Raw genomic sequence first — 25,167 nt, forward strand, 5'->3', positions numbered from 1 at the left:
ACGTGTTCCCTACGATGGCGCGGTGACCAGTACCGCGTCCTCCACGGACACCCGGCAGGGCCAGGCGACCCACGAGCAGCGGCCGTCGTGGCAGCAGCGGCTGCGCCGATTCGGCTACACGGCGGCGCCCCGGAGCGACGTCCGCGACCGGCTCGTGCCGCCGTACGTCCAGCCCAGCCCGCGGATGTGGCAGTTCCTCGGCGTACCGCGCCCGCTCGCCGAGCGGATCGCGCGCTGGTCGGGCTGGATCGGTCCGCTGCTGGTGACGCTGCTCGCCGGGGTGCTGCGGTTCTGGAACCTGGGCAGCCCCAAGGCGGTGATATTCGACGAGACGTACTACGCCAAGGACGCCTGGGCGCTGGTCCACCGCGGTTTCGAGGTCAACTGGGACAAGAACGCCAACGACCTGATCCTCGACATCGGCAGCCAGGTCAAGATCCCGACGGACGCGGCGTACGTCGTCCATCCGCCGGTCGGCAAGTACGTCATCGGGCTGGGCGAGCTCATCTTCGGGTTCAACCCGTTCGGCTGGCGGTTCATGACGGCGCTGCTGGGCACCCTGGCCGTGCTGATGCTGTGCCGCATCGGCCGTCGTGTCTTCCGCTCGACCTTCCTCGGCTGCCTCGCCGGCACGCTGATGGCGGTGGACGGGCTGGCCTTCGTGATGGCGCGCACCTCGCTGCTCGACGGGGTGCTGATGTTCTTCGTGCTGGCGGCGTTCGGCTGCCTCGTCCTCGACCGGGACCGGGCCCGCGCCAGACTCGCCGCCGCGCTGCCGGCCGACCCCGACGGCCGGGTCCGCCCCGACGCGGACGTCGCCGAGACCCTGCGGCTGGGCTGGCGTCCCTATCGCTGGCTGGCCGGCCTGATGCTGGGCCTGGCCATCGGCACCAAGTGGAACGGCCTGTACTTCCTGGTCGCCTTCGGTCTGATGACCGTGCTCTGGGACGTCGGCGCCCGCAAGGTCGCCGGTGCCCGCCGCCCCTACACCGCGGTGCTCAAGCGCGACCTGGGCCTCGCCTTCCTGGCGACCGTGCCGGTGGCGATCGTCACCTACATCGCGTCGTGGACCGGCTGGATCCTCTCCCCGACCGACGGCACCGGCGGTTACTACCGCGACTGGGCGGGCGCCGACGGCCGCGGCAGCAGCTGGTCGTGGCTGTTCCCCGACTGGTGGCTGAGCCTGTGGCACTACGAGTCCCAGGTGTACGAGTTCCACGTCGGCCTGTCGTCGCCGCACACCTACGAGTCCAACCCGTGGAGCTGGCTCGTCGTCGGCCGCCCGGTGTCGTACTTCTACGAGTCCCCCGCGCCCGGCAAGGACGGCTGCCCCGCCGACGCGGGCGAGAAGTGCGCGCGCGAGGTGCTGGCGCTCGGCACCCCGCTGCTGTGGTGGGTGGCCGCGTTCGCGGTCCTGTACGTCCTGTGGCGCTGGGCCTTCCGCCGCGACTGGCGGGCCGGGGCCGTCGCCTGCGGCGTCGTGGCCGGTTACCTGCCCTGGTTCCTCTACCAGGAACGCACCATCTTCTTCTTCTACGCCGTGGTCTTCCTGCCCTTCCTCTGCCTGGCCGTGGCCATGCTCCTGGGTGCGATCATCGGCCCACCGGGCTCGGGCGACACCCGCCGGGTGGCCGGCGCCACGGGCGCGGGCGTCCTGGTGCTGCTGATCGCCTGGAACTTCATCTACTTCTGGCCCCTCTACACGGGCACGGCGATCCCGATAGACAGCTGGCGGTCCCGGATGTGGCTGGACACCTGGGTCTAGGGCAACGAATCGGACGTTCATTCGGTCAACAAAAGAAAACAGCTCCCCCACTTATCCCCCACGCCACTTACAGTTCGGTGGACGAAAACGGGGAGGGACGCATGTCCAAGGGGGTCAGAAACGCCGTGATAGGCGGCGTGTTCGCCGTGATGGTGGGCGGGGCCGGATACGGCGCGTACAACATCATGTCGGCGTTGAACGGCGGCGGGGCGACCGGCCAGGGAGGGCCGGCGCCGGTGCGGTCCGGGCCGCCGAGCGCCGAGGAGGTCGAGGAGACCACGGCCAAGTTCTTCGCGGCCTGGGAGAAGGGGGAGGCGGCCCAGGCGGCGGCGTACACGAACAACGACGCGGCGGCCGGGCCGGTGCTGACGTCCTTCAGCGAGGGCGCGCACATCACCGGGGTGGAGATCACGCCCGGCAGGGCTACCGGCGCCACCGTGCCCTTCACCGTGAAGGCGAAGGTCACCTACGACGGCAAGTCCAAGCCGCTCACCTACAAGAGCGAGCTCAAGGTGGTGCGCGGCATCACCACCGGCCGGGCCCTCGTCGACTGGCAGCCGACCGTGATCCACCCGCAGCTGAAGAAGGACGACAGGCTCGTCACCGGCGAGGCCTCGGCCCCGCCCATCGAGGCCGTGGACCGCGACGGCACCGTGCTGACGAAGGAGAAGTACCCCTCCCTCGGCCCGGTCCTGGACACCCTGCGCGACAGATACGGCAGCAAGGCGGGCGGTACCCCCGGCATCGAGCTGGCGATCCGGCACGCCGACGAGTCGCCGGACACCTCGCTGCTGACCCTCGCCAAGGGCAAGCCCGGCAAGCTGGAGACGACGCTCAGCGCGAGCGTGCAGGCGGCGGCCGAGAAGGCGGTGAAGCGGTACGCCCAGTCCTCGGTGGTGGCCGTCAAGCCGAGCACCGGCGAGGTGCTGGCGGTGGCCAACCATCGTGGCGACGCCTTCAACGCGGCCTTCGAGGGAACCGTCCCGCCCGGCTCCACCATGAAGATCATCACCGCGGCGATGCTCATCGACAACGGCGTGACCACGATGAACGGGCCCGCGCCCTGCCCGGACACGGCGACCTGGCAGAGCCAGACCTTCAAGAACCTCACCGGCATGAAGCCGGACGAGAGCGCGAGCGCCACCCTCGCGGCCGGCTTCATGCGCTCCTGCAACACGGCCTTCATCAAGCTCGTCGACGAGAAGCCGCTCTCGGACGCCTCGCTGACGGCGGAGGCCGAGCAGCGGTTCGGGCTCGGCGGCGACTGGAAGACCGGCATCACCTCCTTCGACGGCAACGTCCCCGCCTCCACCGGCCCGGACCGCGCGGCCAACGCCATCGGCCAGGGCCAGGTCCAGATGAACCCGCTGAACATGGCGTCGGTGACGGCCACAGCGATCACGGGCACCTTCCGGCAGCCGTATCTGGTCGCGCGCGACCTCGACGACCGGCCGTTCGCCACCGCCGACGGCCTGCGGGCGAGCACCGTCGCCCAGCTGAAGCAGATGATGCGGCTGACCGCGACCTCGGCCCAGGGCACCGCCGTGCAGGTCATGTCCGGGCTGAGCGGTGACATCGGCGCCAAGACCGGTTCCGCCGAGGTCGACGGAGAGGCCACCTCGGACAGCTGGTTCACCGGATTCCGCAATGACGTGGCGGCCGCGGCCATGGCCCAGCAGGGCGGCCACGGCAGCGACGCGGCGGGCCCGATTGTCGCAGACGTGCTACGAGCGTCCGGCTGAACTGAACCCCCGGGGCACGGGACTCTAGGGTGGTCCTCGTCGTTGGTATGCGGGAGAGCCTGCGGACGCCGCAGCGCAGGCGGGGGTCCGTTCACAGGCTCTCAGGTCGGCGGGGCGGCGGGGGCCCCTGGAATACGCGAGGGAACGGAAAGCAGTGGGCAACAGAGGGCGCGTCGCTGAGCGACGGAAGACCAACCCCGCCGTGCTCGGCGGGATGATCGCCGTGGTCGTCGGCGGCGCCGGGTTCGGCGCCTACGCGCTGTTCGGCGGCGGGGCCGTCGCCGACAGCCGTACGCAGTCGACGTCGGCCAGCGCCGACGACAAGGCGAAGGACGTCAAGACCGGCCCCCTGTCGGCGACCGAGGTCACGTCCGCGGCCCGCGAGTTCCTCAGCGCCTGGCAGCAGGGCCGGGTCACCGAGGCGTCCGCCGCCACGGACGACACCACGGCCGCCAAGACCCTGCTGACCGGCTACACCAAGGACGCCCACATCAAGGACGTCACCCTCACCGCCGGCGCCCGCACCGGCGACAAGGTCCCCTTCTCCGTGAAGGGGACCGTCTCCTACAAGGGCACCACCAAGCCGCTGGCGTACGACAGTTCGCTGACGGTCGTACGGCGGGCCGAGGACGGCAAGCCGCTCGTGGAGTGGCACTCGGCGATCGTCCACCCCGACCTGAAGGACGGCGACACCCTCGTCACCGCCGAGTCCGGCACCCCGCCGGTCAAGGCCCTCGACCGGGACGGCGGCGAGATCACCGAGGACAAGTACCCGTCGCTGGGCTCGGTCCTGGACGGGCTGCGCGAGAAGTACGGCGACAAGGCCGGCGGCAAGGCGGGCGTCGAGCTCCAGGTGATCCGGGGCAAGGAGTCCCAGAAGGCCGAGCTGTCCGACAAGACCCTGCTGGAGCTGAGCAAGGGCACCCCGGGCACGGTGAAGACGACGCTGAGCCCGGCGATGCAGGCGGCCGCGGAGAAGCAGGTGGCCGCGAAGTCCAAGGCGTCGGTCGTCGTCCTGCGTCCCTCGACCGGCGAGATCCTGGCCCTCGCGAACTCCTCGCACGGCTTCAACACCGCCTTCCAGGGCTCCCTCGCGCCCGGCTCGACGATGAAGGTCATCACCTCCTCGCTGCTCATCGAGAAGGGCCTCGCGTCGGCGGACGAGCAGCACCCCTGCCCGAAGTACTTCACCTACGGGCACTGGAAGTTCCAGAACGACGACAAGTTCGAGATCAAGGGCGGCACCTTCAAGGCGAGCTTCGCCCGCTCCTGCAACACGGCCTTCATCAGCCAGGCCCCCGAGCTGGACAACGACAGCCTGACCAAGCAGGCCCAGCAGGTCTTCGGCCTGGGCCTGAACAACTGGTCCGTCGGCGTCCCGACCTTCGACGGCGCCGTCCCGGTCCAGTCGCAGGCCCAGATGGCGGCCTCGCTCATCGGCCAGGGCGGCGTGCGGATGAACCCGCTGAACATGGCGTCGGTGTCGGCGACCGTGAAGACGGGCACCTTCAAGCAGCCCTACCTGGTGGCCCCGTCGGTCGACAATCGCACCCTCGCCACCGCCTCCCGCTCAATGTCCGGATCCACGCTGTCCCAGCTGCGCGAGCTGATGGCGTACACGGCGGCCTACGGCACGGCGGCCGAGGCGATGTCCGGGGTCACCGGCGACGTCGGCGCGAAGACGGGCTCGGCGGAGGTCGACGGCCAGAAGAAGCCGAACGGCTGGTTCACCGCGTACCGGAACGACCTGGCGGCGGCGGGCGTGGTCCAGGCGGGCGGTCACGGCGGCGAGACGGCCGGGCCGATCGTGGCGGAACTGCTGAAGCTGGGCGGCTGAGAATGAGCACCTCGGCCGGGCGTCAGCGCCTGAGCTGAGCCTCGCGTTCGACGGGTGCGGCGGCCAGATACGTCCGCCGCAGAAACCTCATCAGCGCCTTCGACTCGAACTGCACCACCGACACCCCCTGCGCGGAGTGGAACTCCACGACGGCCTGCACCCGGCCGCACGGCCATACCCGTATCTCACCGCTCCCCGCAGGGGCACGCAGTCCCTGTTCCAGCAGGGAGCGCGAGAAGGTGTACTCGTGGGCCTCGCGCCCGGGCAACCGGATGCGCACCGAGCGCGGATCGATGTCGGGGTCATAGCGCAGGATGACCGGAACGGCGTCCTGCTCCTCCGCGAGGAGGTCCGCGTCCGTGACGATGTGGGCTCGGGCGTACTGTTCGACTACAGACATCGGACGGCCCTCTCACACTGCGTGACCTGTGCGAAAGCTGTGCCTTCGCTCCCCCTCCAATGTCGCATATCTTCCGGGAACCGCCCGTCGGGACCGGCGTATATCACACGTGCGATACGCAAGGCTCGCGCTCTTGCGAACCGTTCGCATCAAGCCACTATCATCAAAAGGTGCATGTACCTGACGGATTCATAGACGCCCCGACCTCCGCCGTGACCGGAGTGGTCGCCGCGGCCGCGGTCGCCGTGAGCCTGCGCGGCGCGCGCCGTGAGCTCGACGAGCGGACGGCGCCGCTGGCCGGCCTGGTGGCCGCGTTCATCTTCGCGGTGCAGATGCTGAACTTCCCCGTGGCGGCCGGGACCAGCGGCCATCTGCTCGGCGGCGCCCTCGCCGCGATCCTCGTCGGCCCCTACACCGGCGCGTTGTGCATCTCCGTCGTCCTGCTGATGCAGGGCATCCTCTTCGCGGACGGCGGCCTCACCGCGCTCGGCGTGAACATCACCAACATGGCGATCGTCGGCGTCGTCGTGGCCTACGTCGTCTTCCGCGGCCTGGTGAAGGTCCTGCCGAAGACCCGGCGCTCGATCACCGCCGCCTCCTTCGTCGCCGCGATCGTGTCCGTGCCGGCCGCGGCCCTCGCGTTCACGCTGCTGTTCTGGATCGGCGGCACCACGGACGTCTCGATCGGCAAGGTCGCCACCGCCATGGTCGGCGTCCACCTGCTGATCGGCATCGGCGAGGCCGCGATCACCGCGCTGACCATCGGTGCCGTCATCGCCGTACGCCCGGACCTCGTGTACGGGGCCCGTGACCTGCGCCGGCCGCTGAAGCTGCGGGTAGGCGGCGAACTCGTCGACGCCCCCGCGCCCGAGTCCGCCCAGCCGGTCGCGGCCCGGACCTCGCGCCGCACGCTGTGGATCAGCGGCCTGGTCACTTCCCTCGTCCTCGCCGGGTTCGTCAGCTTCTACGCCTCCGCCAGCCCCGACGGTCTGGAGAAGGTCGCCGAGGACAAGGGCTTCTCGGAGTCCGCCGAGGAGCACGCGGGCGCCGACTCCCCGCTCGCCGACTACGGCGTCAAGGACATCGACAACGCCCGGCTGTCCGGCGGTCTCGCCGGTGTGATCGGCGTCGGCGCGACCGTCGTCGCGGGCACCGGCGTCTTCTGGGCGGTGCGCCGACGGCGTACGGACGAGGGGGCCGACGTGTCACCCACGAGCACGAGCGTCTGACATGGGCGCAGGGCACGCGCACCGGCTCTACCGGCACGGGCACTCCCCCGTGCACGGTCTGCCGCCGCACACCAAGCTAGCCGCGACGTTCGCGTTCGTGGTGGTCGTGGTGTCGACGCCGCGGGAGGCGATGTGGGCGTTCGGCCTGTACGCCGTGCTGCTCGCGCTCGTCGCGTACCTCGCGCGCGTGCCAGCCGGGTTTCTGCTGAAGCGGCTGCTGATCGAGGTGCCGTTCGTCGCGTTCGCGATGCTGATGCCGTTCGTGGCGGAGGGCGAGCGGGTCGAGGTGCTGGGCATGTCGCTGAGCGTCAGCGGACTATGGGGCGCCTGGAACGTGCTGGCCAAGGGCACCCTCGGCGTCGCCGCCTCCGTGCTGCTCGCCTCGACGACGGAGCTGCGTGAACTGCTGCTGGGGTTGCAGCGGTTGAAGCTGCCGCCGCTCCTCGTGCAGATCGCGTCCTTCATGATCCGCTACGGCGACGTGATCACGGACGAGATGCGGCGGATGCGCATCGCCCGGGAGTCGCGCGGCTTCGAGGCGACGGGCGTACGGCACTGGGGCGTGCTCGCGAAGTCGGCGGGCGCGCTGTTCATCCGCTCCTACGAGCGCGGCGAGCGCGTACATCTGGCCATGATCAGCCGGGGGTACGCCGGTTCGATGCCGGTGATCGACGAGGTGACCGCGTCCCGGGCGCAGTGGTCGTACGCCCTCGCCCTCCCCTTCGCCGCCCTTGTCGTCTGTCTGCTGGGATGGTCACTGTGACGGAACCGATTCCCTCCCTGGAAGTGGCCGGTCTGGCCTTCGCCTACCCCGACGGCCACCAGGCCCTGTTCGGTGTGGACTTCTCCATCGCGCGCGGCGAGCGGGTCGCGCTGCTCGGCCCGAACGGCGCCGGCAAGACGACCCTCGTGCTCCACCTCAACGGCATCCTGAGCGGCGGCACGGGCAGTGTGCGGGTCGCCGGGCTGCCCGTCGGCAGGCAGCACATGGCCGAGATCCGGCGCCGGGTCGGAATCGTCTTCCAGGACCCCGACGACCAGCTGTTCATGCCGACGGTCCGCGAGGACGTCGCCTTCGGCCCGGCCGCGGCCGGGCTCAAGGGTCCGAAGCTGGAGGAGCGCGTCGACCGGGCCCTGGAGCGGGTCGGCATGGCGGAGTTCAAGGACCGCCCGCCGCACCACCTCTCCTTCGGTCAGCGCCGCCGGGTGGCCGTCGCGACCGTCCTCGCGATGGAGCCGGAGATCCTCGTTCTCGACGAGCCCTCCTCCAATCTCGACCCCGCCTCCCGCCGCGAACTGGCCGACATCCTGCGCTCGTTGGACGTCACCGTCCTGATGGTCACACACGATCTGCCGTACGCCCTGGAGCTGTGCCCGCGCTCGCTCGTCCTCAGCGAGGGTGTGATCGCGGCGGACGGCAGGACGTCGGAGCTGCTCTCCGACGACGAGCTGATGCGCACGCATCGCCTGGAGCTGCCGTTCGGCTTCGATCCGCGGTCCGTGACAATGGGCGCGTGACCAACGACGAGGGCACCGGGACCGAGGGCTCACTGCTGCTGGACGAGCAGCTGTGCTTCGCGCTGTACGCCGCCCAGCGCGCGGTGACGGCCGCGTACCGTCCACTCCTCGACGAACTCGGGCTCACCTACCCGCAGTACCTCGTCCTGCTGGTCCTCTGGGAGCGCGGCGAGACGACGGTGAAGGAGCTGGCGGGGGCCCTGCGGCTGGACTACGGCACGGTGTCTCCGCTGCTCAAGCGGCTTCAGGCGGCGGGGCTGGTCCGCCGGGAGCGGGCGGCGGGGGACGAGCGGTCGGTGCTGGTCAGGTGCACGGAGCGCGGAGAGTCGCTGCGGGAGCGCGCGGCGCGCGTGCCGGGTGCCCTGCTCGCCGAGACCGGGCTCGGGGGCCCGGAGGTGGAGCGGCTGCGCGAGGAGCTGTGGCGGCTGGCGACGAAGGCGACGGCGGCGGCCGACCGCAACCGCTGATCTCGGCTTACCAACGGTTACCGCCCCCTGGTAACAGCGGACTCACTACCGGCCAGTACCTTGTGCACGATGTACTTGTGCGCTTCATTTCTGGGGGAGGGCCAACCATGACCGACGAGGGCACCGCCGTCGACACCCGTCCGACGAAGATCATGTACGTCGCCGAGGCCACCGCGCACGGTGGCCGGGACGGGTACGTCACCAGCCAGGACGGCCAGATCGAGCTCAAGGTCGCGATGCCGCCGGAGCTGGGCGGCGACGGCAACGGCACCAACCCCGAGCAGCTGTTCGCCGCCGGCTACAGCTCCTGCTTCCACAACGCGCTGATCCTCGTCGGCAACCGGGAGGGCTACGACCTCACCGGCTCCACGGTCGCCGCGAAGGTCGGCATCGGCCCCAACAAGCACCGCGGTTACGGCCTCGCGGTCGCCCTCAGCGTGTCCCTGCCGGTGCTGGACGCGGACGTCGCGGCGAAGCTGGTGGACGCGGCGCATGAGGTGTGCCCGTATTCGAACGCGACTCGGGGGAACGTCGACGTGAGCATTCTGCTGGGCTGAACGCCGTAGGGCGAGATGTCGGCCACAGTTCGGAATCGGGTGGCCTGTGGTCGTGTTGGGATGGCTGGCGGTGGCCGTGGAGCACAGGCGCAGGGAGTACGGACGTGGACGTGAACGGCACAGTGGCCGAGGGCTTCGAGCCGGTCAGGGAAGCGTTCGCGCGGAACTTCTCCGGGCTCGGGGAGCGGGGCGCGGCGGTCGCGGTGTACCGGGGCGGGCGCAAGGTCGTCGATCTGTGGGCCGGTACCAAGGACGTGGACGGGACCGAGCCCTGGGAGCAGGGGACCGCGCAGGTCGTGCGCTCGGCGACCAAGGGCGTCGCGGCCGCCGTACCGCTCATCCTCCAGCAGCGCGGCGAGCTGGACCTGGACGCTCCGTTGGCCGCGTACTGGCCGGAGTTCAAGGCGTACGGCAAGGAGCGGCTGCTGGTACGGCATGTGCTGAACCACCGGGCCGGGCTGCCGGTGCTGGACCGGCCGCTCACGCCCCAGGAGGCGCTGGATCCGGAGCGCGGTCCCGAGGCGGTGGCCGCGCAGGCGCCCGCGTGGGAGCCGGGAACCGATCACGGCTATCACGCGCTGACGTACGGCTGGCTGCTGGACGAGCTGGTGCGGCGGGTGACGGGGCGCCGGGCCGGCGAGTGGCTCGCGGCGGAGATCGCCGGTCCGCTGGGCCTGGACCTGTGGCTGGGGCTGCCGGAGGCGGAGACGGCACGGGTGGGCCGTACCGGCCGGGTCGACGGTCCTGAACCGGCCGGTGGACTGCGCTCACGCCCGAAGCGGTCGGTCACCGAGGCCTACGACGACCCGGACTCCCTCACCCGTCGCGCGTTCGCCGCGATCACCCCGTTCCCCGACCAGAACGACCCCGCCTACCTCGCCGCCGCCCTCCCCGCGACGAACGGCATCGCGACGGCCGACGGTCTGGCCCGCTTCTACGCGGCGTTGATCGGCGAGGTCGACGGGGTACGGCTCTTCGACCCGGCGACGGTGGAGGCCGCCCGTGCGCAGGAGTCGGCGGGCCCGGACCGCGTCCTGGTCGTCAACACCCGTTTCGGCCTCGGCTACATGTTGCACGGCCCCGCCTCCCCGCTCCTCGGCCCGGGTTCCTTCGGCCATCCCGGGCGGGGCGGCGCCCTCGGCTTCGCCGACCCCGAGTCGGGAATCGCCTTCGCCTACGTGACGAACGGCTTCCGCAAGACGGTGACAGCGGACCCGAGGGCACAGGCGTTGATCCGCGCGGTGCGGTTGGCGCTCGCGTAACGGCTCGGCGCGTGTGTGACGCCGGACGCGGGGACGTCCCCAGGGGCGCGGCGCTGTGTCGAATATGCGGCTACCGCCGCGCGGGCGCGACCAGCCCCCCACCCAACCGCACCCGGCATACGACCTACCCCAACACCTCACACATGGATCGGGTGCGACGTACGCCCCGACGCGGAGTCGATCTCGCCGTGCGCCTTCGTGAGCATCTGCATCGCCAGCTCGTTCAACGCACGCGCCCCGGCGATCTCCTCACCGACACGTGGCTGATTCGCGTCCGTGTGATGCCGTGAGGCGTGCCCGTGGGCGCGTACCTCGCTGCCGTCGGGGAGGCGCACCATGGCCACCGCCCTGGTGTGCGTCTCGTCCTCCTGGAACTCCAGCTCGACATGCCATCCCACTGCGGTGTGCATCATGACGATCACCTCCGGAAGTTCTGCTTCCAGGGTGCGCCTCGGAGGGCACCGCCGACCAGTCAGAGGAGCAAACACGGCAACTCGGGATCAGTGAGACTCGGCACACTCCCTTCGGTGACCGCCTTCACCCTGCTTCCATGGAGATGTCGCGTTCCACGGAGATGTCGCGCGCCGGACCTGGCCCCGCCGTCACCGCCACCTCCCCCGTTCACCCCACCGGGCCACATCGAGGACATGCGCTGCTGCTTCTCCGCCCACCTGCCCGCCCTCGCGGCACTGTCGGCCTTCCCCGGCCCCTGCGAGGTGCTGCGCTCGGGCGCCCGTCTCGCCCCCGCCCTGCTGCGGTCGGCCTCCGCCGCCGTGCAGCGGGCCCGCTCGCACCACCCCGACGACCTGATCGCCGTCAACCTCGAACTCGTCACCCTCACCGAGGACCGCGCCGTCATCACCTGGTACACCGGGATCCCCGGCACCGACGACGGCCTGGGCCACCCGCTCCCGGCGCTCACCGAGGGCGAGATCGTCTACGGCACCCACCCGTCCAGGCTCAACCGCGCGGCGTCCGAGGACCGGCCGACCGCCCATCACCAGGTCGAACTCACCGACCTGGAGCCGGGGCAGACGTACTACTACCAGGCCCGCTCCCGAGGCACCGCCGCGACGCCCACCCCGCTGCACCTGGTGCGCGGCAACGCGGTGGGCACCTCGACGTTCGGGTTCGGTTCGAGCGGCGGGCCGTACTGCTTCACCACCCCGCAGCCGCCGCCCGGCCGGCATCTGCTGTCGGTCGCGCTCTGCAACGACCTGCACCTGGGCGAGACGACCGCGGGCCTCGTGGGCGGCTTCCCTCTGCTGCGCGGGGTGCCGCAGCAGCCGGGCCGGGCGCCGTATCCGGAGCTGATGAGCCGCGCCCTGGTCGAGGAGGCCCGGCGGCGCGGGGCGGACGTACTGCTGGCCGGGGGTGACATCTCGGCGGGCGGAGCGGCGCACGACCTCGGTGAGGCGCGGCGGATCCTGGACGGCTTCGGCGCTCACGGCGAGGACTACTTCGTCGTACGCGGCAACCACGACCGTTCGCGGGACAACGCCGGCTTCCAGACCGCGTTCCCGGCCGGCGACGGCGGCCCCGGGTACTTCGCCCGGGACCTCGGCGGGCTGCGGGTCATCGGCCTCGACACCTACGTCAAGACCGGCAACGGCGCCGACGCGGGCGGGCTCGGTCCGGAGCAACTTGCTTGGTTCCAGGCCAGGTTGAGGGAGGCCCCGGAGCAGCCGACCCTCGTCTTCGGCCACCATCCGCTGACCGTGCGGGACTCGGTCTTCCCGGTCACCCGCGGCCAGCAGCTGGACCGCCGCCAGGCCCGCGCCGTCGTCGACGCCTACGCGTCCGCGCCCGGTGTCTTCCTCCACCACGCCGGCCACACCCACCGCAACAAGCGCACCGTGCTGTCGCGGGCCCCGCACGTCACCCAGCAGGAGGTCGCCGCCGCCAAGGAGTACCCCGGCGGCTTCACGCTGGTGCGCATCCACACCGGGGGATTCGCCCTCAACCACTACAAGGCCGGTGACCTGGCGGCCCGTCAGTGGAGCGAGCGCAGTCGCCGGGTGGCCGCGGGTCTGTGGCCCCACCACGCCCTCGGCCGGTCCGTGACCGACCGCAACAGCGTGACGGCACACGACCTGTCGGGGATCACGCGGCGCGCCTAGAGCCTGACTTCAGGCAGCCGTCGTCACCCCGGAACAGCATCATCCCGGCAGAAGATCGCGAAACTCGGCGCGCCACAGGATGATTTGGGGCATTTCCTACTTAATCTCCCTAAATCGCATCCACCTCACTCCACCGGAGATGACATGCACAAGCTTCGCAAGGCCGCGGTCCTGGTCGCCGCCCTCACCACCGTCGGTCTCGTGGGCGCGGGCACCGCGCAGGCCGACCAGGGCCCCCGGGGCAACGACGTAGAGGTGCTGCAGAGCACCAGCTGCAAGTCCCACGACCTGAACCTCGACATCCTCGGCGTGGTCGGGATCCTCAACGGCGTCCTGGGCAACGGCCTCAACGGCGAAGGCGAGTCGGGCGCCCAGAGCACGCACCTCGGTTCGACGATGGGCTGCAACAACAGCGCCTTCAGCGGCTGACGAACGCCTGACGGTGCGGGAGCCCCGGCCAGAACGGACGGGGCTCCCGCTATCCCGCGCGCAGCATCAGCCCGATCCCCACGACCAGCAGCCCCGCCGCCACGATGCGCGGCGCCCCGAACCGCTCCTTGAAGAACACGGCACCGATCGCGGCGCCGACGATGATCGAGGACTCCCGCAGGGCGGCTATCGGCGCCAACTCGGCCTTCGTCTGCGCCCACAGCACCAGGGCGTACGCGGCGAAGGACAGCGCGGCACCCAGCAGCCCCACCCCGGCGAACGGCCGCAACACCGCGACCGTCTCCCGGCGCCAGCGCCAGCAGGCGTACGCGGGCACGGCTGTCCCCTGCACCGCCATCAGCCAGGCGATGTACCCGAGGGAAGACCCGGAGGCCCGCACCCCCAGCCCGTCCAGCACGGTGTACGCCGCGATGCTCAGCCCGGTCGCCAGCGCCGCGCCGATCGCGGCCCAGTCGGGCGGGTTCCCGCGCAGACCCCACAGGGCGACGCCCGTGAGCCCCGCACAGGACACGGCGATTCCGGCGGCCGCCCACCCGTCCGGGACCTCATGAGCGACGAAGGCGGCGACCACGGCGACGACGAGCGGCGCGCTGCCGCGCGCGATGGGGTACGCCTGCCCGAAGTCGCCCAGCCGGAACGACTTCATGAGCAGCGCGAAGTACACGATGTGGACGAGGGCCGACGCCAGGAGATACGGCCACGCCCCCGCCGCCGGGAACCCCGCGAACGGGATGAGGGCCAGCCCGATCAGCACCCCGCCGCCCGTGATGAGCGTGAACCCCACCAGCTTGTCGGTGATCCGGTGGGCGAGGGCGTTCCAACTGGCGTGCGTGACGGCCGCGAGCAGGACGGCGGCCGTGACCAGCGGGGTCACGAAGCCCGCGGTTGCTCGCGCACGTCCACGAGGGTGGCGCCGGCATGGGCGACGAGATCCTTGGGGGCCATCGGGAAGACGGCGTGCGGGTTCCCGGCGGCGGCCCAGACGACGTCGTGGCCGAGCAGCGAACGGTCCGCGAGCACGCGCGTCTTCGTACGGTGCCCGAAGGGGGGTACGCCTCCGATGGCGTAGCCGGTGGTCTCCCGGACGACCTCGGCCTTGGCCCGCGTGACCTTCTGGGCGCCGAGTTCCTTGCGGACGAGCTCGACGTCGACCCGCGAGGCCCCGTCCAGCAGAACCAGCACCGGCTCGCCGTCCGCCGCGAAGATCAGCGACTTGCAGATCTGACTGAGCTCACACCCGATCGCCTCGGCGGCCTCGACGGCGGTACGGGTCGCGTCCGGGAACCGGCGGATCCGGGAGTGGAGGTCGGCCAGCCCGAGCTCACGAAGAGCCTCGTCGAATCGGTTCATGCCCCGCAGGCTAGCGGGCGGGTACGTGGCCTACGAATGAATTCCGGATGCCCGGGGCGAGGGTGAGGTGGGGGCCATTGCGACTTGCCGGCCGAAGGCCACTGACTCCCCTGGTCTTCCTCGGTCTTGGCCGGTGAGGGCACCCGTCCCCACGGAGCCCTCACCGGCCGGCCTGCTTCAACGGGCGTATCTCACCGGCCGGTCAGACGCGCACCAGCTCCCGGTCCCCGTCCTCGTCCTTGTCCTTGTCGGTCTGTGCCCGCAGCCCCTCCCCCTCCACGTCCACGTTCGGCAGGGCGCGGTCCAGCCACTTCGGGAGCCACCAGGCCTTCTTGCCGAGGAGGGCCAGGACGGCCGGGACGATGGCCATGCGGACCACGAAGGCGTCGAAGAAGACGGCGATGGCCAGGCCGAAGCCGATCATCTTGACCATGGACTCGGACGAACCGATGAAGCCCGCGAAGACCGCCATCATGATCACGGCGGCGGCCGTGACGACGCGCGCGCCGTGCCGGAAGCCGGTCACCACCGCCTGGCTCGGCTTCTCGCCGTGGACGTAGGCCTCGCGCATCCGGGTCACGAGGAACACCTCGTAGTCCATGGCCAGTCCGAAGACCACGCCGACCATGAAGATCGGCATCATGGACATCACCGGGCCGGTCTCCTCCACGCCTATGAGGCCCGCGAGCCAGCCCCACTGGAAGACCGCGACGACCGCGCCGAGGGCCGCCATCACGCTCAGCAGGAAGCCGAGCGCCGCCTTGAGCGGGACCAGGATCGAGCGGAAGACCACGATCAGGAGGAGGAAGGCCAGGCCCACGACCAGGGCCAGATAGGGCAGCAGGGCGTCGTTCAGCTTCTCCGAGACGTCGATGTTCATCGCCGTGGAGCCGGTGACCAGCACGGTCGCGTCCGTGTCGGCCTTCACCTCCGTGCCCTTGTCACGGATGGCGTGGACCAGGTCCTCGGTCATGACGGAGGACGGCTTGGCGTCCGGGATCACCGTGATCGTCGCGGTGTCGCCCGCCTTGTTGGGCGTCGCCGGCGTCACCGTGACGACGTTCTCGATGCCCTTGATGTCGTCGCCGACCTGCTTGAAGACCGCGTTCGGGTCGTCGTTGCCCTTCGCGTCGACCACGACCATCAACGGGCCGTTGAAGCCGGGCCCGAAGCCCTCGGAGAGGAGGTCGTAGGCGCGCCGCTGGGTCGTGGACGTCGGCTGCGAACCGTCGTCGGGCAGGCCCAGTTCGAGGGAGGTCGCGGGGATGGCGGCGGCGCCGAGGCCGAGGACGCTCAGGAGGAGGACGGCCACCGGGCGGCGTACGACGAAGCTCGCCCAGCGCGTGCCCATGTTGGGCTTGACCGGGGCGGCCGTACCGGAGGCGGCGGCCTTCTTCTCGGCCCGGTTGCCGCCCATCCAGCGGCTCTTCCGGCCGGCCGGCTGGACTTTCCTGCCCGCGTACCCGAGCAGCGCCGGGATCATGGTCAGCGCGATCAGCACCGCGATCACGACCGTGCCCGCCGCCGCGATGCCCATCTTGGTCAGCATCGGGATGTTGACGACCGACAGGCCGACCAGCGCGATCACGACGGTCAGGCCCGCGAAGACCACCGCCGAGCCCGCCGTGCCGACGGCCCGTCCGGCCGCCTCCTCGCGCTCGCGGCCCTCGGCCAGCTCGGCGCGGTAGCGGGAGACGATGAACAGGGCGTAGTCGATGCCGACCGCGAGGCCGATCATCATCGCCAGGGTCGAGGTGGTGGAGCCCAGCTCCAGCGCGCTCGCCAGGGCGGTGATCGTCGAGATGCCGATGCCGACGCCGATCAGGGCGGTCAGCAGCGGGAGTCCGGCCGCGATGAGCGAACCGAAGGTGATGACGAGGACGACCGCGGCGACCCCGATGCCGATGATCTCCGTGGCGCCGGTCTCGGGCGTGGTCTGGAGGGCGTCACCGCCCACCTCCACGGTCAGCCCGGCGTCCCGCGCGTCCTGCGCGGCGTCCTGAAGGGCCTCGCGCGATGAGTCCTTCAGCTCCATGCCGGAGACCTCGTACTTCACGGACGCGTACGCGATCGTGCCGTCCTTGCTGACGGCGTGCCCGGTGTAGGGGTCGGCGACGGAAGCCACCTCGGAGCCGTCGGACAGCTCCTTGACGGTGTCCTCGACGGTCGCCTTGTTGCCGGGGTCGGTCATCTTCTGCCCGTGCGGGGCCTTGAAGACGACCCGGGCGGTGGCGCCGTCGGCGCTCATCCCGGGGAAGCGCTGTTCCAGCAGGTCGAAGGCCTTCTGCGCCTCGGTGCCGGGGATCGAGAAGGAGGTGGATCCCGCGGCGGGCGCGCTGGCCGCGCCGACACCGGCGAGGGTGAGCAGCGCGACCCATATCAGGGCGACGAAATGCCGTCGCCTGAAGGCGAGTCGGCCGAGTTTGTAGAGGAACGTGGCCACGAGGGCGACTCCCGGTCAGGTCGTGGGGATGCAGGGCCTGGGTTCCGATCCAGGCCCTGGGGCAGGGGTGATCAGCCCGACGACGTGAGCGGTTACGTCAGGTGGAGGGCTTGCTGGGGAGTACTGGGGGAAGGGACTCGTCGGTTGACGGGATCGTCAGTTGACGGGGGCACCGAGGGCGGGGAGGACCACGGCGTCGATGTACGAGGTGAGGAAGGCCGCCGTCGGTGGCCTCTCGTCGAGGACCGTGCACGTGACGAACGCGCCGAGCATCATGTGCACCACGAATTCCAGCGCCGGGCAGTCCGCACGGACCTCGCCCCGGTCGATCGCGCGCTGCAGGACGCGGCGCGACTCGGCGATCTCCGGTTCGATGATCTGGCTGCGGAACTCCCTGTGCAGGTCCGGGTTGGCGTGCATCGCCATGGCCAGTCCGCGCATCAGGGCACTGTTCTGCGCCATCTCGGCGTCGTCCGCGTGCGCCATGATGGCGTGGAAGTCGCCGCGCAGTGACCCGGTGTCGATCTGGCCGAGGTCCTTGACCGGCTTGTTGTGCCGGATGGCCTTCACGACCAGCTCGGCCTTGCCGCCCCACTGGCGGTAGAGGGTGGCCTTGCTGGACCGGGTGCGAGCGGCCACGGCGTCCATGGTCAGGGCGTCGTAGCCGACTTCGCGGAGCAGGTCGAGCACGGCCGCGTAGAGCTCGGCCTCGCGCTCAGGGGTGATCCGACTGCGGCGCGCCGTTGCGACCTCGGTCATGCCTGCCTCACCTTCCCGCTCCGAACGACACTGTTTCGTACACGACGAATGTAGCGCACCCTCCAGCGAAACGAAACGGTTTCGTTCGTGTTGTGGGTCACGGCGTCATCGCCATGCCTGGATCGTCACGAGTTGCCCAGGTCCGTCCACAGGAAAAGCATGGGGAGGTGAGCTATCTGCGCCTGCCGCATCTCCATGACGACCTGTTGTGCTTCGTGGCCGAGGACGACCTGTGGCTGGCCCCCCTCGACGGCCGGGGCCGCGCCTGGCGCCTCACCGTGGACCGCGCCAAGACCGGCCACCCCCGCTTCTCCCCCGACGGCCGCCATCTCGCGTACACGAGCTGGCGCAGCCTCGTCCCCGAGATCCATCTGGTCCCGGTGGACGGCGGCCCGGGCATCCGGCTGACCCACTGGGGCTCGGCGGACACCCGGGTCTGCGGCTGGACACCCGAAGGCGTGATCCTCGCCGTCGCCTCCCACGGCGAGCCCTTCTCCCACTACACCTTCGCCTACAAGGTCCGCCCCGACGGCGACCCCGGCCGCAAACTCCCCTGGGGGCCATGCTCCGACATCCAGGTCGCCGACCTCGACGGCGAGCGCAGGACCCTGCTGCTGACCGGCACCCCACCGCACGAGCCCGCCTCCTGGAAGCGCTACCGGGGCGGCGCCACGGGCCGCCTGTGGCTGCACGGCGAGCGCCTGCTCGCGGATGTCGACGGCCACCTCGACTCCCCCATGTTCGTCGGCGGCCGGATCGCCTTCCTCTCCGACCACGAGGGCGTCGGCAACCTCTACTCGTGCGCGTACGACGGCTCCGACCTGCGCCGCCACACCGACCACGACGCCTTCTACGCCCGGCACGCGGCGAGCGACGGCACCCGGGTGGTGTACCAGTGCGCGGGCGACCTGTGGATCGTGGACGACCTCACCGCCGGCTCCGAGCCGCGCCGCCTGGACGTACACCTGAGCGGGTCGGGCGCCGGCCGCCGCAGGTACCAGGTGCCGGCCGCCCAGCACGTCGACGGCATCTCCGTCGACGAGACGGGCCGCGCGAGTGCCGTGGTCGTCCGAGGCAGCCTCTACTGGCTCACCCACCGGGACGGCCCGGCGCGCACGATCACCGACACCCCGGGGGTACGGGTCCGGCTCCCGGAGATGCTCGGTTCGGCCGGGCAGATCGCGTACGTGACGGACGCCGAGGGCGAGGACGCCGTCGAGATCGCCTACCTGCCGCGGGCGACCGGTGACCGCGAGCCGCGCCGGCTGGCCTCCGGCGAGGTGGGCCGGGTCCTGGAGATGGTCTCCGACCCGCAGGGCGAGCGCCTCGCCATCGCGGCCCACGACGGGCGGCTCCTGCTGCTCGACGCGACCGAGGACTCGGGCGGCGAGGTCACCGAGCTGATCAGATCGGTCAACGGCCCCGTCCGGGACCTGGCCTTCTCCCCGGACGGCTCCTGGCTGACCTGGTCGCACCCCTTGATCGGCCGCTCCCTGCGCCAGATCAAGCTCGCCCGGATAAGGGACGGGCTGATCGTCGACGTCACCAACGGCCGCTTCGAGGACGAGAACCCGGTGTTCACCCGGGACGGCCGCTACCTCGCCTTCCTCTCCTGGCGGGGCTTCGACCCGGTCTACGACGTCCACACCGGCGACCTCTCCTTCCCGCTGGGCTGCCGCCCCTACCTGGTCCCCCTCTCCTCCGCGACCCCCTCCCCCTTCGCCCTGACCCCGGAGGGCCGCCCGGCCGCCGGGGGCCTGGACCCGGTGGCGGACGAGGAGGGGGCGACCGGCGGCGCGCCGACCGTCGAGACCGAGGGCCTGGAGAGCCGGGTCACCCCCTTCCCGGTCGGCGCCTCCAAGTACTCGGCGCTGCACCCGGTGGCGGGCGGCGGACTGGTCTGGCTGCGCTGGCCGATCTCGGGCGCGCTGGGCGAGACGTTCGCCAACCCGGACGACACGACCGGCCGGCCGACCCTCGAACACTTCAACATCAGCAAGGCGAAGAAGTCCGAACTCGTCGACCATCTCGACTGGTTCGCGGTCAGCGGCGACGGTTCCCGCCTCGTCCTGGTCGACGAGGGCGACCTGCGGGCGGTGCCCGCCTCCGAGTCCGGTGACAGCGACACCACGGTCTGGATCGACGCGCGCCGCATCCTGCACGAGGTCGACCCGACGGCGGAGTGGAAGCAGGCGTACGAGGAGGCGGGCCGGCTCATCCGGGCGTACTTCTGGGAGCCGGGGATGTGCGGCATCGACTGGGACGCGGTCCTCGCCCAGTACCGCCCCCTGGTCGAACGGGTCGCCTCCCCCGACGAGTTCGCCGACCTGCTCCGCGAGGTCCTCGGCGAACTCGGCACCTCCCACGCCTACGTCACGGCCGCCCGCCGCAACGAGGGCCCCCCGCACTACCAGCGCTGGCAGGGCCTGCTGGGCGCCAACTTCGTACGCCGCGACGACGACTGGATGGTCCGCCGCATCCTCCCCGGCGAGTCCTCCGACTCCAAGGCCCGCTCCCCGCTGGCGGGCACGGGCATCCGCGAGGGCGCTGTGCTCACCCACGTGGACGGCCGCCCCGTCAACCCGGCCACGGGCCCTTACCCCCTCCTCGCCGGCGCCGGCGGTACGACGGTGGAGCTGACCTTCACCCCCGCCGAGGGCGAGGCGGGCCGGGCCCGGCGCGTGGCCGTGGTCCCCCTGATCGACGAGCGCCCCCTGCGCTACCAGGACTGGGTGGCCAAACGCCGCGCCGTCGTCCGGGAGTTGAGCGGCGGCCGCTGCGGCTACCTCCACATCCCCGACATGGGCGGCTCGGGCTGGGCCCAGTTCAACCGCGACCTGCGCATGGAGATGTCCCGCCCCGCCCTGATCGTCGACGTGCGCGGCAACGCGGGCGGCCACATCAGCGAACTCGTGGTGGAGAAGCTGACCCGCACGATCCTCGGCTGGGACCTGACGAGGAACGCCCAGCCGGTGTCGTACGCCTCGAACGCCCCGCGCGGCCCGATCGTCGCCCTCGCCGACGAGGCGACCTCCTCCGACGGCGACATGATCACGGCCGCCTTCAAACTCCTCAAGCTCGGCCCGGTCGTGGGCCAACGCACCTGGGGCGGAGTCGTCGGCATGACCGGCCGCCACCGCCTCGGCGACGGCACGGTGATCACGGTCCCGATGAACGCGGCCTGGTTCGACGCCTACGGCTGGACCATCGAGAACAAGGGCGTCACCCCGGACGTCGAGGTTCTCCGCACCCCCTTGGACTGGGCAGAGGGCCGCCACGCCCAACTCTCCGACGCGGTGGAACTGGCCCTGGACCTCCTGGAATCCAACCCCCCGGCAACGCCCCCGGATTACACACACGTCCCGGACCGCTCAAGACCAAAACTGCCGCCCCGTACTTCTTGACGGGGGGGGCGGGCAACCCCCTCAGGGGCGCGGGGAACTGCGCGACCCCCACCGGGCCCGCACCCGAATACGCAAACGCGGGGCACCCACCAAACAGGGGGCACCCCGCGTTCACACAGACCGACGACTACCGGTCGTAGTCCTGGTCGAACCGCTCCTCGTCCTCGCGGCGCACCCGCTCGGACTCCTCGTCCCGCTGCGGCCGCTGCGGACGGCCCCGCTCCGGCTGCTGCGGCTGCCCCTGCGGGCGCCCGCGCTCCTGCTGACCGTGCTGGCGAGCACGCTCCTGAAGCTGCTCGGACTTCTCCTTGAACTGGTCCTTCATACCCATGTGGGTTCACTCCCGTAGTGAGTGGGGGATTGGCCCCTCGGTGGGGCCTCGACCAGATTCACACGGGCGATAACCCCCCGCATGTCGATCAGTTACGCCGCGTAGTCCTCTCCTGCTCGTCGGCGGCGCCCCCCGCTCCGACCAGCCCGATCCGCATCCCCTCCAGCCGGTCCGCGAACCGCCGCACCTCCCGCTGCCCCACGGTCCCGATGAGCCCCGGCAGATACCCGCGCACCCCCTGCATCCCGCGCAGCCACCACTGCCCGTACACATGACTCGACCGCCGCTCGATCCCGGCCACGATCCGGTCGACCGCCGGCCCCAGCGGATACGTCTTGTTGGACGGCCACGGCAGCCGCTTCCTCAACTCCCGCATGACGTCGTCCTGATCGGCACCCCGCACCATGTCGGTGTCGGTCCAGGACAGATACCCGACGCCCACCCGCACGCCCTTGTAACCGACTTCGGCCCGCAGACTGTGCGCGTACGCCTCGACACCCGACTTGGACGCGCAGTACGCGGTCATCATCGGCGCCGGGGTGATGGCGGCGAGCGAGGCGATCTGGAGCAGATAGCCGCGGCTCTCCATCAGCACCGGCAGAAACGCGCGCGCGGTGACCGCCGAACCGATGAGGTTGACCTCGATGACCCGCCGCCAGGCCTCCGGATCGGAGTCCACGAACGGACCGCCGCTCGCCACACCGGCGTTGGCGACGACGATGTCGACCTTCCCGAACCGCTCCTTGACCTCGCGCGCGACGACGGCCATCGCCTCATGGTCCGTCACATCGGCGTACCAGTGGCCGCTGTCGCCGTGCAGCCGTTCGCAGACCTGCTTGAGCTCGTCCGGCTCCAGCCCGACGAGCGCCACCTTCGCGCCGCGCGCGGAGAGCTTGCGGGCGAGCAGCTCCCCCACGCCGCGCGCCGCCCCCGTGACCACGGCGACCTGCCCTTCGAGGCTCACCCTGCTCATGCGCCCTCCTTCACCTGTGAGTACGTCGTGCTGCGCGTGTACCGCGTGACAAGTTCGCGTATCTTCCCGGTCACCAGGCCGGGCGCCTCTATCGGCGTCATGTGCCCGAGGCCGGGCAGTTCGGTGACACCGAGGCAGTGGGGCAGCGCGGCGGCCAGCGAGTGCGCGTGCACGGGCGGGGTCAGCCGGTCGGCCGTGCCGACGACGACCGCGGTCGGCACCGCCAACTCCCGTACTCCGTGGTCGAGATCGAGCAGGTCGAGCACCTGCGACCAGGCGTACCGCACCTTGCGCGGGCACGCGTGCACGATCCGCGCGCAGGCCTCGACCATGTGCGGGGCCGACCCGGGGCCCATCGTGCCGTACTTGAGGATCGCCCTGGCGGCCGGCGTGACCGGCCCGAGCGGCGCCCGGGCGCCGAGTATGTGCTTCGTCAGCCAGGTCCGCAGCCGTCCCGGCCGCAGCGGTACGACCGTGGACTCGGCCACCAGCCGCGAGGAACCGGTGCTGCACAGCAGGACGGCGGCGGCATGCTCGCGGAACCCGGGGCGGGTGGACGCGGCCATCACCGTCATGCCGCCCATGGAGTGCCCGGCGATCACGGCCTTCTCACCGGGCGCGAGGGTCGCCCTCAGTACGGCTTCGAGGTCGTCGGCGAGCGCGTCGGCGCTGCACGCCGGGCTCGCCGGGCTGCGTCCGTGGCCGCGCTGGTCGTAGGCGATGACCCGGTGGTCGGCGGTCAGTTCCCGGATCTGCGCGGCCCAGAAGGCGGTCGAGCAGGTCCAGCCGTGCGCGAGGACGACGGCGGGCGCGTCCGTCGGGCCGTGCACCTCTATGTGCAGCCGGGCGCCGTCCGCGGAGGTGGCGGTCAGCTCACGGGCGGGGGCGGGCGGGGCGTACGGCCCGGACGTCACGTGCATGAGCCGGCTCACGCGGTCACCTCGACTTCTTCCTTGGCACCTTTCTCGGCGGTGGCCCGGACCGCGGCGTACTCCGACAGATCCACGCGCCGCGTGACCCGCCGGAACTCCGAGGTCGTACCGGGCCAGACGGTGGTGTTGCGGCCGTTCGCGTCGAGGTACCAGCTCGTGCAGCCGCCCGTGTTCCACACGGTCCGCTTCATGCGTTCCTGGACCCGCCGGTTCCAGGCGTGCACGGCACTCGGCCGCGCGTCGAGGGCGACCCGCCCTCCCAGGACGTTCAACTGGCGCACGAAGTCCGCCATGTAGTTCAGCTGGGACTCGATCATCAGGATCATCGAGGAGTTCCCGAGCCCCGTGTTGGGCCCGATGACGGTCATCCAGTTCGGGAACCCGGCCGCGGACGCACCCCGCAACGCCTCCATCCCGCCCTTCCAGGCCTCGGCGAGCGTCTTGCCCTCGACCCCCACCACCCGCTCGGCGATGGGCATGTCGGTGACATGGAACCCCGTACCGAAGACGATCGCGTCGACCTCGGCCTCGCTCCCGTCGGCGGCCACCACGGTCGATCCGCGGACCTCGCTCAGCCCGCTGGCCACCACGTCGACATTGGGCCGGGCGAGCGCCGGGTAGTACGCGCTGCTCAGCAGGATCCGCTTGCAGCCGATGCGGTAGTCCGGGGTCAGCTTGGCGCGCAGGGCCGGGTCCTTGATGGAGCGGGCCATGTTGCGCTTGGCCAACTGCTCGACGAAGCCCAGCTCGCCCGGATGCTTCGTGAACGCCTGGACCTGAAGCTCCCGGATCCCCCACAGCAGTCCGCGGCGCAGCTGGGCGGTGAAGGGCAGGGCCCGGTGCAGCGAGCGCTCGACACCGCTGATGGCACGGTCGACGCGGGGCATGACCCAGGGCGGGGTGCGCTGGAAGAGCGTGAGCCGCTCCACCTCGGGCTGGATGGACGGCACGATCTGAATGGCGGACGCCCCTGTCCCCACCATCGCGACACGCTTGCCGCGCAGGTCGTAGTCGTGGTCCCAGCGGGCCGAGTGGAAGACCTTGCCGGGGAAGGAGTCGAGCCCCGGGACGTCCGGGACCTTGGGGTCGGACAGCGGCCCGGTGGCGGAGACGACGAAGTCGGCCGACAGACTCCCGCTCCTGGTCTCGATGTCCCAGCACAGCCGCTCGCCGTTCCAGGTCATCCGCTCCACCTCCGAGTCGAAGCGGATGTGCGGCCGCAGCCCGAAGACGTCCGTGACGTGCTCCAGATAGGCCCGGATGTGCTCCTGCCCGGAGAAGGTGCGCGGCCAGTCGGGATTGGGCGCGAAGGAGAACGAGTACAGATGGGACGGCACATCGCAGGCGCACCCCGGATAGCTGTTGTCCCGCCAGGTGCCGCCGACGCTGTCGGCCCGCTCCAGGACGACGAAGTCGGTGACGCCCTCGCGTCGCAGCCGGACGGCGGCTCCCAACCCGCCGAACCCGGACCCGACCACCGCGACCCGCACATGTTCGCGTTCGGCCATACCTGTGCCTCCACACTTGAACACACTTGAACCGGAACCATGCCAGTGAACACTGGCACAATGGGGAGAGTAGGGCAGGTCCGTACCGACCGGTAGGGGTCGGCCCGGGAAAGTTACCGT

22 protein-coding genes are annotated in these 25,167 nt (G+C 71.0%); 12 read left to right on the top strand and 10 right to left on the bottom strand.

Annotation, left to right across the window (positions count from 1 at the left end; genetic code table 11):
* The first annotated feature begins 22 nt into the window (after window positions 1–22).
* The 3 genes from ACZ4UU_RS05220 to ACZ4UU_RS05230 all read left to right on the top strand — a co-directional run bounded on the left by ACZ4UU_RS05220 (window position 23) and on the right by ACZ4UU_RS05230 (window position 5,344).
* A complete protein-coding gene (locus tag ACZ4UU_RS05220) occupies window positions 23–1,765 on the top strand; it encodes a dolichyl-phosphate-mannose--protein mannosyltransferase (protein WP_468036570.1) in 1,743 nt (580 codons plus the stop codon).
* 101 nt (window positions 1,766–1,866) lie between these two features.
* Window positions 1,867–3,507 carry a penicillin-binding transpeptidase domain-containing protein gene (locus tag ACZ4UU_RS05225; RefSeq protein WP_468036572.1) on the top strand — a complete coding sequence of 547 codons (1,641 nt, stop codon included), beginning with the start codon at window positions 1,867–1,869 and terminating at the stop codon, window positions 3,505–3,507.
* A 154-nt stretch (window positions 3,508–3,661) separates the two neighbouring features.
* The gene (locus ACZ4UU_RS05230) at window positions 3,662–5,344 is read left to right on the top strand and encodes a penicillin-binding transpeptidase domain-containing protein (protein ID WP_468036574.1); all 1,683 of its coding nucleotides are present in this window, start codon (window positions 3,662–3,664) and stop codon (window positions 5,342–5,344) included.
* A 22-nt stretch (window positions 5,345–5,366) separates the two neighbouring features.
* Here the strand turns inward: ACZ4UU_RS05230 and ACZ4UU_RS05235 are convergent, their stop codons facing one another.
* On the bottom strand, window positions 5,367–5,744 hold the full coding sequence (locus tag ACZ4UU_RS05235) for an SsgA family sporulation/cell division regulator (RefSeq protein WP_468036576.1): 378 nt from the start codon (window positions 5,742–5,744) through the stop codon (window positions 5,367–5,369).
* A gap of 170 nt (window positions 5,745–5,914) precedes the next feature.
* Between ACZ4UU_RS05235 and ACZ4UU_RS05240 the strand changes: the two genes are divergently transcribed.
* From ACZ4UU_RS05240 to ACZ4UU_RS05265, 6 genes are all read left to right on the top strand, one after another.
* Window positions 5,915–6,973 (top strand): energy-coupling factor ABC transporter permease, encoded by a 1,059-nt coding sequence (locus ACZ4UU_RS05240; protein ID WP_468036578.1) that lies wholly within the window; start codon window positions 5,915–5,917, stop codon window positions 6,971–6,973.
* A gap of 1 nt (window position 6,974) precedes the next feature.
* On the top strand, window positions 6,975–7,736 hold the full coding sequence (gene cbiQ, locus ACZ4UU_RS05245; protein ID WP_468036580.1) for a cobalt ECF transporter T component CbiQ: 762 nt from the start codon (window positions 6,975–6,977) through the stop codon (window positions 7,734–7,736).
* Window positions 7,724–8,491, top strand: coding sequence for an energy-coupling factor ABC transporter ATP-binding protein (locus ACZ4UU_RS05250; protein WP_468036582.1), 768 nt, complete (start codon window positions 7,724–7,726; stop codon window positions 8,489–8,491). The genes cbiQ and ACZ4UU_RS05250 overlap by 13 nt, the downstream gene beginning before the upstream one ends.
* A complete protein-coding gene (locus ACZ4UU_RS05255; RefSeq protein ID WP_468036584.1) occupies window positions 8,488–8,958 on the top strand; it encodes a MarR family winged helix-turn-helix transcriptional regulator in 471 nt (156 codons plus the stop codon). The genes ACZ4UU_RS05250 and ACZ4UU_RS05255 overlap by 4 nt, the downstream gene beginning before the upstream one ends.
* A 107-nt stretch (window positions 8,959–9,065) precedes the next feature.
* On the top strand, window positions 9,066–9,515 hold the full coding sequence (locus ACZ4UU_RS05260; RefSeq protein ID WP_468036586.1) for an organic hydroperoxide resistance protein: 450 nt from the start codon (window positions 9,066–9,068) through the stop codon (window positions 9,513–9,515).
* 104 nt (window positions 9,516–9,619) lie between these two features.
* Complete coding sequence (locus ACZ4UU_RS05265; protein WP_468036588.1) at window positions 9,620–10,777, top strand: serine hydrolase domain-containing protein; 1,158 nt, start codon at window positions 9,620–9,622, stop codon at window positions 10,775–10,777.
* A 137-nt stretch (window positions 10,778–10,914) separates the two neighbouring features.
* Here the strand turns inward: ACZ4UU_RS05265 and ACZ4UU_RS05270 are convergent, their stop codons facing one another.
* Window positions 10,915–11,190, bottom strand: coding sequence for a DUF1876 domain-containing protein (locus ACZ4UU_RS05270; protein ID WP_468036590.1), 276 nt, complete (start codon window positions 11,188–11,190; stop codon window positions 10,915–10,917).
* Between the two features lie 234 nt (window positions 11,191–11,424).
* Between ACZ4UU_RS05270 and ACZ4UU_RS05275 the strand changes: the two genes are divergently transcribed.
* On the top strand, window positions 11,425–12,897 hold the full coding sequence (locus ACZ4UU_RS05275; protein WP_468036592.1) for a purple acid phosphatase family protein: 1,473 nt from the start codon (window positions 11,425–11,427) through the stop codon (window positions 12,895–12,897).
* Window positions 12,898–13,041: 144 nt separating this feature from the next.
* Window positions 13,042–13,326, top strand: coding sequence for a hypothetical protein (locus ACZ4UU_RS05280; protein WP_468036594.1), 285 nt, complete (start codon window positions 13,042–13,044; stop codon window positions 13,324–13,326).
* A gap of 49 nt (window positions 13,327–13,375) precedes the next feature.
* Here ACZ4UU_RS05280 and ACZ4UU_RS05285 read toward each other — a convergent pair whose 3' ends face one another.
* From ACZ4UU_RS05285 to ACZ4UU_RS05300, 4 genes are all read right to left on the bottom strand, one after another.
* Window positions 13,376–14,221: an EamA family transporter gene (locus ACZ4UU_RS05285; protein ID WP_468036596.1), complete on the bottom strand. Its 846-nt coding sequence runs from the start codon at window positions 14,219–14,221 to the stop codon at window positions 13,376–13,378.
* On the bottom strand, window positions 14,218–14,697 hold the full coding sequence (locus tag ACZ4UU_RS05290) for a YbaK/EbsC family protein (protein ID WP_468036598.1): 480 nt from the start codon (window positions 14,695–14,697) through the stop codon (window positions 14,218–14,220). Before ACZ4UU_RS05290 ends, ACZ4UU_RS05285 begins: the two co-directional genes overlap by 4 nt.
* Window positions 14,698–14,899: 202 nt before the next feature.
* Entirely contained in the window at window positions 14,900–17,140 is a 2,241-nt protein-coding gene (locus tag ACZ4UU_RS05295; RefSeq protein ID WP_468036600.1) for an MMPL family transporter, read from the bottom strand.
* A 156-nt stretch (window positions 17,141–17,296) separates the two neighbouring features.
* A complete protein-coding gene (locus tag ACZ4UU_RS05300; protein WP_468036602.1) occupies window positions 17,297–17,899 on the bottom strand; it encodes a TetR/AcrR family transcriptional regulator in 603 nt (200 codons plus the stop codon).
* 167 nt (window positions 17,900–18,066) lie between these two features.
* Here ACZ4UU_RS05300 and ACZ4UU_RS05305 point away from each other — a divergent pair, with 167 nt between their 5' ends.
* Window positions 18,067–21,303, top strand: coding sequence for a S41 family peptidase (locus ACZ4UU_RS05305; protein ID WP_468036604.1), 3,237 nt, complete (start codon window positions 18,067–18,069; stop codon window positions 21,301–21,303).
* Between the two features lie 127 nt (window positions 21,304–21,430).
* Here ACZ4UU_RS05305 and ACZ4UU_RS05310 read toward each other — a convergent pair whose 3' ends face one another.
* The 4 genes from ACZ4UU_RS05310 to ACZ4UU_RS05325 all read right to left on the bottom strand — a co-directional run bounded on the left by ACZ4UU_RS05310 (window position 21,431) and on the right by ACZ4UU_RS05325 (window position 25,047).
* Window positions 21,431–21,634, bottom strand: a complete 204-nt coding sequence (locus ACZ4UU_RS05310) for a hypothetical protein (RefSeq protein WP_468036606.1) — start codon at window positions 21,632–21,634, stop codon at window positions 21,431–21,433.
* An 88-nt stretch (window positions 21,635–21,722) separates the two neighbouring features.
* The gene (locus ACZ4UU_RS05315) at window positions 21,723–22,607 is read right to left on the bottom strand and encodes an SDR family oxidoreductase (protein ID WP_468036608.1); all 885 of its coding nucleotides are present in this window, start codon (window positions 22,605–22,607) and stop codon (window positions 21,723–21,725) included.
* Complete coding sequence (locus ACZ4UU_RS05320; protein WP_468036610.1) at window positions 22,604–23,539, bottom strand: alpha/beta fold hydrolase; 936 nt, start codon at window positions 23,537–23,539, stop codon at window positions 22,604–22,606. Before ACZ4UU_RS05320 ends, ACZ4UU_RS05315 begins: the two co-directional genes overlap by 4 nt.
* Entirely contained in the window at window positions 23,536–25,047 is a 1,512-nt protein-coding gene (locus ACZ4UU_RS05325) for a flavin-containing monooxygenase (protein ID WP_468036612.1), read from the bottom strand. The genes ACZ4UU_RS05320 and ACZ4UU_RS05325 overlap by 4 nt, the downstream gene beginning before the upstream one ends.
* Between the last annotated feature and the right edge of the window lie 120 nt (window positions 25,048–25,167).

The organism is Streptomyces sp. NPDC028907 (assembly GCF_055564995.1).

Coding starts and splice junctions, on each gene's coding strand:
- ACZ4UU_RS05290 (WP_468036598.1), bottom strand. CDS start 14,697: ATGAACCGATTCGACGAGGCTCTTCGTGAGCTCGGGCTGGCCGACCTC.
- ACZ4UU_RS05300 (WP_468036602.1), bottom strand. CDS start 17,899: ATGACCGAGGTCGCAACGGCGCGCCGCAGTCGGATCACCCCTGAGCGC.
- ACZ4UU_RS05260 (WP_468036586.1), top strand. CDS start 9,066: ATGACCGACGAGGGCACCGCCGTCGACACCCGTCCGACGAAGATCATG.
- ACZ4UU_RS05225 (WP_468036572.1), top strand. CDS start 1,867: ATGTCCAAGGGGGTCAGAAACGCCGTGATAGGCGGCGTGTTCGCCGTG.
- ACZ4UU_RS05325 (WP_468036612.1), bottom strand. CDS start 25,047: ATGGCCGAACGCGAACATGTGCGGGTCGCGGTGGTCGGGTCCGGGTTC.
- ACZ4UU_RS05250 (WP_468036582.1), top strand. CDS start 7,724: ATGGTCACTGTGACGGAACCGATTCCCTCCCTGGAAGTGGCCGGTCTG.
- ACZ4UU_RS05315 (WP_468036608.1), bottom strand. CDS start 22,607: ATGAGCAGGGTGAGCCTCGAAGGGCAGGTCGCCGTGGTCACGGGGGCG.
- ACZ4UU_RS05270 (WP_468036590.1), bottom strand. CDS start 11,190: ATGATGCACACCGCAGTGGGATGGCATGTCGAGCTGGAGTTCCAGGAG.
- ACZ4UU_RS05310 (WP_468036606.1), bottom strand. CDS start 21,634: ATGGGTATGAAGGACCAGTTCAAGGAGAAGTCCGAGCAGCTTCAGGAG.
- cbiQ (WP_468036580.1), top strand. CDS start 6,975: ATGGGCGCAGGGCACGCGCACCGGCTCTACCGGCACGGGCACTCCCCC.
- ACZ4UU_RS05280 (WP_468036594.1), top strand. CDS start 13,042: ATGCACAAGCTTCGCAAGGCCGCGGTCCTGGTCGCCGCCCTCACCACC.
- ACZ4UU_RS05235 (WP_468036576.1), bottom strand. CDS start 5,744: ATGTCTGTAGTCGAACAGTACGCCCGAGCCCACATCGTCACGGACGCG.
- ACZ4UU_RS05275 (WP_468036592.1), top strand. CDS start 11,425: ATGCGCTGCTGCTTCTCCGCCCACCTGCCCGCCCTCGCGGCACTGTCG.